This window comes from Bacteroides cellulosilyticus DSM 14838 (assembly GCF_000158035.1).
Taxonomy (GTDB): domain Bacteria; phylum Bacteroidota; class Bacteroidia; order Bacteroidales; family Bacteroidaceae; genus Bacteroides; species Bacteroides cellulosilyticus.
Map to the genome: position 1 here is coordinate 88,664 of NZ_EQ973492.1, position 7,585 is coordinate 96,248.

At 44.8% G+C, this 7,585-nt stretch carries 4 protein-coding genes and 1 pseudogene; 1 reads left to right on the forward strand and 4 read right to left on the reverse strand.

The genetic code is table 11. The features are described 5' to 3' along the window. Positions 1-84 precede the first annotated feature (84 nt). The 3 genes and pseudogenes from BACCELL_RS18385 to BACCELL_RS18395 form a co-directional block, all read right to left on the reverse strand. A pseudogene (locus BACCELL_RS18385) lies at positions 85-2,713 on the reverse strand (zinc-dependent metalloprotease). 328 nt (positions 2,714-3,041) lie between these two features. Continuing rightward, positions 3,042-4,223, reverse strand: a complete 1,182-nt coding sequence (dnaJ, locus tag BACCELL_RS18390; protein WP_007213485.1) for a molecular chaperone DnaJ — start codon at positions 4,221-4,223, stop codon at positions 3,042-3,044. A 10-nt stretch (positions 4,224-4,233) separates the two neighbouring features. Then, positions 4,234-4,866 carry a nucleotide exchange factor GrpE gene (locus tag BACCELL_RS18395; protein WP_007213486.1) on the reverse strand — a complete coding sequence of 211 codons (633 nt, stop codon included), beginning with the start codon at positions 4,864-4,866 and terminating at the stop codon, positions 4,234-4,236. 309 nt (positions 4,867-5,175) lie between these two features. Between BACCELL_RS18395 and BACCELL_RS18400 the strand changes: the two genes are divergently transcribed. Next, entirely contained in the window at positions 5,176-6,792 is a 1,617-nt protein-coding gene (locus BACCELL_RS18400; RefSeq protein ID WP_007213487.1) for an ABC-F family ATP-binding cassette domain-containing protein, read from the forward strand. Positions 6,793-6,864: 72 nt separating this feature from the next. On the opposite strand, the gene BACCELL_RS18405 is transcribed toward BACCELL_RS18400, so the two are convergent. Continuing rightward, positions 6,865-7,585, reverse strand: a 721-nt coding sequence (locus BACCELL_RS18405; protein WP_007213488.1) for a leucine-rich repeat domain-containing protein, incomplete at its 5' end; no start/stop codon positions are given.

Sequence of the window (7,585 nt, forward strand, 5' to 3'; positions counted from 1 at the left end):
TAGTGTGATAAAGTGGTAATGTGATAAAGTGGTACTTTATCACATTACCACCTTATCACCCTTTAGCGTGCTTTGCGCGCTAACTTAAAGCCCTAATGCCGTGTTAATACGGAGAATCATGTCTTTATAATGATATTTGGTTGCCACATCCGATGTTCCCAGGCGACTTTGAAGCAGATCCTTGATCCGTAACAGTTCACCTCGCTTCACGGAAATGGCATCTGAGATGCGGTTCAGTTGAGAGCCGTAGAAGTTCAATTCGCGACGGGCACCCATCCGGTCTGCATCCAACGAGCGATGAGCATGTTCATCACAACTGCAAAGCGGTAACTGGTTATCCAGCAGGAAATGATTGTCCATAAGCTTCTTGTTGATTTTTACCCCTTCGCTTTCGGCAGCGGCCGTAATCAAGGCATCCAGGAAGTTTTTCTGCAAGGTGCGTGTCATGACGTCAGGCAATGCTCCCCGTTCTGTTGTGGCAAAAATGCTGCGATGTAAACCATCCATCAGTTCTACGGCAGTAAAAGCCTTTTTGCCATTTACCGCTTCGTTTTCAAGCATACGTACCAGGCGGTTGTTGGATAAAAGATCCCACAGAATATAGGACTGGGCATTCTTCAGTATCTGCGTCGGTGCATTTTCTACCACACCCAGCGGAGTGTTACGAAGCAGATAGGTATATTCACCTACTTCTGTGTCGAATAACCACTTCGGATAAGTCAGTACCTCATCCAGTAAGAACTTCAGGGCAGCTTGTTGCTTTTCTTTTTCTACAAAAGTATAAGTCTTCTGTCCGTCACCCACAATTGTATTTTCTATATAGATACCACCGATGTTGGCGAGTACATGGTACAGATAATTATTCCATTGATTGATTACGACATAGTATAAGCGGGAAGCTTCTTCATAAGTCTGTCCTTTTTCTCCGGTCGTCGTCCATTTTATAATTTCGGGAACGATCCGCTTCAGGTTTGCAATACCATATTGTGAAGAACGTACAGCATCATCACCCAGATCTTCGTTCTGTGCACGGGGATCTACGGCATCACGCACATCCTGCGCTTCGCTGTATTTATACAGACGGTCGGTATGGCGACTCAGGAAATCATAAAGTAAATCCTTTTCTTCTTCCGGATTTTCTTTTCCATACCAACGGTAACCGTATTCGATGGCGAAGATATCGTAAGGACCGATATGCGGTGAAAGAGCGGTTATTCCGTCACCGGGTTGTGCCACGTAGTTGAAACGGGCATAATCCATGATGGAAGAAGAGGTAGAATTCATCCGGTCGGTGAATGACTTGGAGCGCAGGGAATCGGTGGGGAATGCCCATGATCCCATCATATTGTGGCGTAACCCTAAAGAGTGACCTACTTCGTGGCAGGCTACAAAACGCATGGCGTCTCCCATCAGTTCATCGGATAACTTGATGCCACGGGCTTCCGGACGTACAGTACCTGTTTGTACGGTGATCCATTCCTGAAGCATATTCAGTACATTGTGCCACCACATGATATCCGCTTCCAGGATTTCCCCTGATCGGGGGTCCAGAATAGACGGTCCCATAGCGTTTGCTTTGGTGGAGGCTGCATAGGTCAGTACAGAGTAATTCACATCATCCATATCTACCGTCATGCTGTCGGTGATTTCTTTGGCGATAATGGCATTCTTGAATCCGGCACGTTCAAATGCCACCTGCCAGTCTTCAATGCCTTGTTTGATATACTTACGCCAACGATACGGAGTAGAGTTTTCTATATAAAATACAATCGGTTTAGCCGGTTCCACCAATTCGCCACGCAGATAACGTTCGCGGTCTTCCGGTTTAGGTTCCAGGCGCCAGCGGGTAATGAACTGTTGCTTGCTGACCCGTTGTTGTCCGTCGCTGTAACTGAGCAAAGGATTGGTAAAATACCCTACACGAGCATTATCCAGTCTACCGGTCATAGGTGTTTCCGGCAGTAGCATCAGTGAAGAACTAACTTCAACGGTTACGTAGACGGAAGTCGTTCCTTCGGTCACTTTCGTTGTCAGTTCGGACGTGGCCACTACATTATTCTCGAATGCTTTGATGGAAAGAATACGTGAAAGGTTTTTGATGGAAGACGTTCCCAGATTAATATTGGTAAATACGTTGTTGATACTCGTCTCCGTTCCATCATAAATATCATTCACCTTGATAACCATCGTTGTAGAGTCATTATTGAATGCCTCAATCTTGAAGCCGGCTATCAATGGCGAGATGTAGTTGTCACGTACTGACTGGCTGATTGCGTCTCCGGCAGGAGCGAGGGGGGAGAGGGCGGCTTTGACGGATAAGCAACTTATTCGTCGCCTTATCCTGTTCGAAGCGTACCATTTGGTTTTCATAATTCGTACCACGGTTCACTCCGGCCTCGTTCAGTTCGGAAGGAACGCGTTGAAGCTTGTTCACTACCAACATATCCCTACCGAGTAAGTTCACCGGTACCTCAAAATAATAGTCGTTCTTTTTCTGGTACACATTGAACATACCACGGTGAATGATGCTACCGTCTCCGGTCAGTTTCTCGTACTCGTTTTTGGATTTAACACTGTCGTTTGGTTCACTCTTCTTTTTCTTTCGGAACCATCCCATAGAATCGGGTGTAGAATCTACAGCATACGCCATCACAGGTTCACACATCAAGGTGCCTGTAGCCACTGTAGTTAGCAGAATTGTTTTTAGTCTCATCAGTTATATCAATTATCATCAGGTTACCTATTCTACTCATAGAATTAAGTGTCGGCAAAGATAGTAAAACTATACTATGCTACCAGATGAATAGGGTTAGTTTTGACGTTTTTTCTTTTATAACGCAAAGAATCTTTCAATTATAAAAAAACAGTATCGTTTAAAACGGTATAGTTATGAATTTGCTCACCACAGATTAACACAGATTCTCACAGAGTTTAATTAATTAAAAATCAGAGAAATAAAATTCTGTGGAAATCTGTGTTAATCTGTGGTGAGCAAATTCATAACCATACAGACATGAATCCATTTTCAGTTTAAAGTCAGTTTAGTCAAACAAACTCTTGAACTTCTTGAAAATCTTTTCCTTAATCGAAGTATTGGGCTTGAAGTTATCCGAGCTTTCCATTTCTTCAAGTGCTTTTTTCTCGTCTTTGTTAAGCGCTTCCGGTACATATACGCTGACATTTACCAATAAATCTCCCGTACCGTATCCGTTTACACTTGGCAGACCTTTTCCGCGTAGGCGGAGCACTTTGCCCGGCTGTGTACCCGATTCGATCTTTACTTTCACCTTTCCGTCAATGGTTGGTATTTCTACCGCACCACCTAAAGCGGCTGTCGGGAAGCTGAGAAGCAGGTTGTAAATCAAGTCATTTTCGTCGCGAATCAGTTCTTTGTCTTGTTCTTCTTCTACAAGAATCAGTAAGTCGCCCGGAACGCCGTTGTGTTTTCCGGCATTTCCTTTGCCGCTCATAGAAAGCTGCATGCCTTCCATTACGCCTTTAGGAATATTTACGCTTACCACTTCTTCGCCGTAAACGATACCTTCTCCGGCACATACCTTACACTTATTCTTGATGATTTTGCCTTCACCGCCACAAGTCGGACAGGTGGCACGTGTCTGCATCGTACCAAGAATAGTCTGTTGGTTACGGATTACCGTACCGCTACCTTTACAGGTCGAGCAGGTTTCCGAACCGCCGTTACCCTCAGCCCCTGAACCGTGACAGTGATCACATGTAACGTACTTTTTCAGTTTGAATTTCTTTTCTACTCCGGTAGAAATCTCTTTCAGATTCAGTTTTACTTTTACGCGCAAATCCGAACCACGGAAACGCGGACGTTGTGAACTTCCACCGCCGAATCCGCCTCCGAAACCACTGAATCCGCCTCCGAAGCCACCGCCACGTCCACCGAAAATATCTCCGAACATAGAGAAGATATCATCCATAGACATGCCCTCGCTGAAACCACCGAACGGTCCACCGTTTCCGGCAGCACCACTCATTCCGGCATGACCGAACTGGTCATAACGGGCACGCTTGTCCGCATTGCTTAGTACATCGTAGGCTTCTGCCGCTTCTTTGAATTTTTCTTCCGCCACTTTGTCACCCGGGTTCTTGTCAGGATGATATTGAATGGCTTTTTTGCGGTAGGCTTTCTTAATTTCTTCTACCGATGCTGTCTTTTCGACTTCCAGTACTTCGTAGTAATCTCTTTTTTCCATATATATTATGTTATTCTCCTACCACCACTTTGGCATGGCGGATTACTTTGTCGTTTAGCGTGTAGCCGGTCTGTACGCAATCCAGAATTTTTCCCTTCAGGGATTTGTCCGGTGCAGGGATAACGGCAATTGCTTCGTGAAAATCGGTGTCAAGAGGTTTTTCTTTGGTCTCAATCACCTTCACGCCGTCCTGTCCCAATACAGACATGAATTTATTATAAATCAATTCCACTCCTTCTTTCACGGCTGCTACGTCTGTGGCAGTTTCCATGTTTTTCAGGGCGCGTTCGAAGTCGTCTACAATAGGAAGAATGCTGCTGATGGTTTTTTCGGCACCGTTCAGAATCAGCTCGGCCTTTTCCTTCATGGTGCGTTTGCGGTAGTTGTCAAACTCGGCGGAGAGGCGCAGATATTTATCTTTCTGCTCTTCTATCACTTTGTTTGCTTCTTCCAGTTCCTGGGCAAGCTTTTCCTCTTCTGTCGGAGCTGCACTGTCCTGTACGTCCTCCTCTTGAATTTCTTCATTTTCCGCGGCTTCATCCTGCGTAGCTTCGGACATTAACTCTTCTTCGTTGATGTTTTCTTTTTCTTTCGGGTCCATATTTCTATTCTTATTATACTTGTAAAAAGGATTTGTTTTCATTGCTGTCAAGGGTTTAAGTTAGTATATCGCTCTACTAACAAAAACTTTGCCAAATAGGCGGCATTTGTCTAAAACGCCGCAAAGGTAATACTTTTATGTCAGATTGACAGCGCATTTCTACGAGTATTCATGGAAAAATGCCTATCTTTGCACCCGCAAATGAAGTTTTCACCACAGAGTGGCACAGAGTCTCACAGAGCCTTATTTATTTGATTTCAATTTGACTCAGTGAAACTCTGTGCCACTCTGTGGTGAATAAAAAGCGATTCATTCGTATAAATTGTAAATCGATAAATAGTAAATAAATCAATGATTACAGTCTCTAATGTTTCCGTACAGTTTGGAAAAAGGGTGTTATTTAATGATGTAAACTTGAAGTTTACAAGTGGAAACTGCTATGGTATTATCGGTGCCAACGGTGCCGGAAAATCTACCTTCCTGCGTGCCATATCCGGTGATTTGGACCCTACGACCGGTTCTATTATGTTAGGTCCGGGCGAACGCCTCTCCGTATTAAGCCAGGACCACTTTAAGTGGGATGCACTTACGGTAATGGATACCGTGATGATGGGGCATACTGTTTTGTGGGATATCATGAAGCAGCGCGAAGTGCTTTATGCCAAAGAAGATTTCACGGATGAGGACGGTCTGAAGGTTTCCGAATTGGAAGAAAGATTTGCGGAACTGGACGGCTGGAATGCAGAAAGCGATGCGGCGGCTTTGTTGAGCGGTCTGGGCATTAAAGAAGATAAGCATTATGTGCTGATGGGTGACCTCAGCGGTAAGGAGAAGGTGCGTGTGATGCTGGCACAGGCTTTGTTCGGTAATCCGGATAACTTGTTGCTGGATGAGCCTACCAATGACTTGGATATGGAAACCGTGATGTGGCTGGAAGATTATCTGGCTAATTTTGAACATACGGTGTTGGTTGTGAGTCACGACCGTCACTTTCTCGACTCTGTCTGCACGCACACGGTGGACATTGACTATGGTAAGATTAACCTGTTTGCCGGTAACTATAGTTTCTGGTATGAATCAAGCCAGTTAGCATTGCGCCAGCAGCAGAACCAGAAGGCTAAGGCAGAAGAGAAGAAGAAAGAGTTGGAAGAATTTATTCGCCGTTTCAGTGCCAATGTGGCGAAGAGCAAGCAGACTACCAGCCGTAAGAAGATGTTGGAGAAACTGAATGTGGAAGAAATCAAGCCTTCTTCGCGTAAGTATCCGGGTATTATCTTTACTCCCGAGCGCGAACCGGGTAATCAGATTCTGGAAGTTTCCGGGCTGACCAAAACTTTGGAAGACGGCACTGTGCTTTTCCGCGATGTAAACTTCAATATAGAGAAAGGGGATAAGGTGGTATTCCTTTCTCGCGATCCCCGTGCCATGACTTCATTGTTTGAGATTATAAATGAAGAAATGAAGCCGGATGCAGGAACTTTCAGTTGGGGTGTCACTATTACCACTGCATACTTGCCGCTGGACAATACTCAGTATTTCAATACGGATCTGAACCTGGTGGACTGGTTGAGTCAGTTTGGCGAAGGAAATGAAGTTTATATGAAGAGTTTCCTGGGTCGTATGCTGTTCTCCGGTGAAGAGGTTTTGAAGAAAGCAAGTGTGCTGTCGGGAGGTGAAAAGATGCGTTGTATGATTGCCCGTATGCAGTTGCGCAATGCCAACTGTCTGATTTTAGATACTCCTACCAATCATCTTGATTTGGAGTCCATCCAGGCATTCAATAATAACCTGAAGACGTATAGAGGGAATATCCTGTTCTCTTCTCATGACCACGAGTTCATACAGACCGTTGCCAACCGTATTATCGAGCTGACTCCGAACGGTATTATTGATAAGATGATGGAATATGATGAATACATCACTTCTGACCATATTAAGGAATTAAGAGCTAAGATGTATGCACAGTAAATATCTGCTCTTTCAATAAAAAAATGTCGCCTTGCAATAACCGAATATTGCAAGGCGATGTTTTTTCTATGTTTATTTATAAATCAGCTTATTCCTCCCGTCCTCTCCGAACAGGCTATCTCCCAAAGTCGTAATCTTGTTTCCTGTAGCTACAACATAACGCAGGTTGTCACATCCCATAAACGCACCATATTCGATGGCAGTCACTCCAGCTGGCAATTCAAGCGTACCGCACAAGCGACCGCATCCACTGAATGCACGTTGTCCGATGCTTTTCAAACCTTTGGGAAGCTGGATGCGCAACAGATATTTTTTCTGGGTAAATGTATATTCGGGAATAACCGTAGTGTTACTTTTGCTCAGATCAACAGCCACAAGATTGGGCATATAATCACGTATTACGGTGAAGTCAGCTTCGTCCAGTTTCCCTTCTACGGTCAGGAAATTCACATCTTTCGGTTGCAAGCCCGCAGCCACTAATTCACTGGCAAGACTTCCCATTAAGCCTACTTGTACGAAAGCCTCTACAGGTTCTCCCTCTATCACGGCAAAGGTGTCCCAATGCTTCTTGCCACGGTAGGAGTCGCTGCTACCCAACGGAACGAAAATGGCCGTTATGCTATCCGCCAAAGCGGCCGGTAACAGGTTGGGAGCAGTCTTCTTTCTCAATTGGCATATTTTCAGATTTTCGCAACCCTTGAAGGCCGCGTCTTCTATGTTCTTGATTTTCTCTGAAAGAATAATTTTCTGGAGAGTTGCTTTTCCGGTGAAAGTACTGTCGCTGGTCTGCTGG

What these genes read in the sequence shown, in the direction of transcription:
- BACCELL_RS18395 (WP_007213486.1), bottom strand. Translation starts at nt 4,866, where the DNA reads ATGAAAACAAATCCTTTTTACAAGTATAATAAGAATAGAAATATGGAC.
- dnaJ (WP_007213485.1), bottom strand. Translation starts at nt 4,223, where the DNA reads ATGGAAAAAAGAGATTACTACGAAGTACTGGAAGTCGAAAAGACAGCA.
- BACCELL_RS18400 (WP_007213487.1), top strand. Translation starts at nt 5,176, where the DNA reads ATGATTACAGTCTCTAATGTTTCCGTACAGTTTGGAAAAAGGGTGTTA.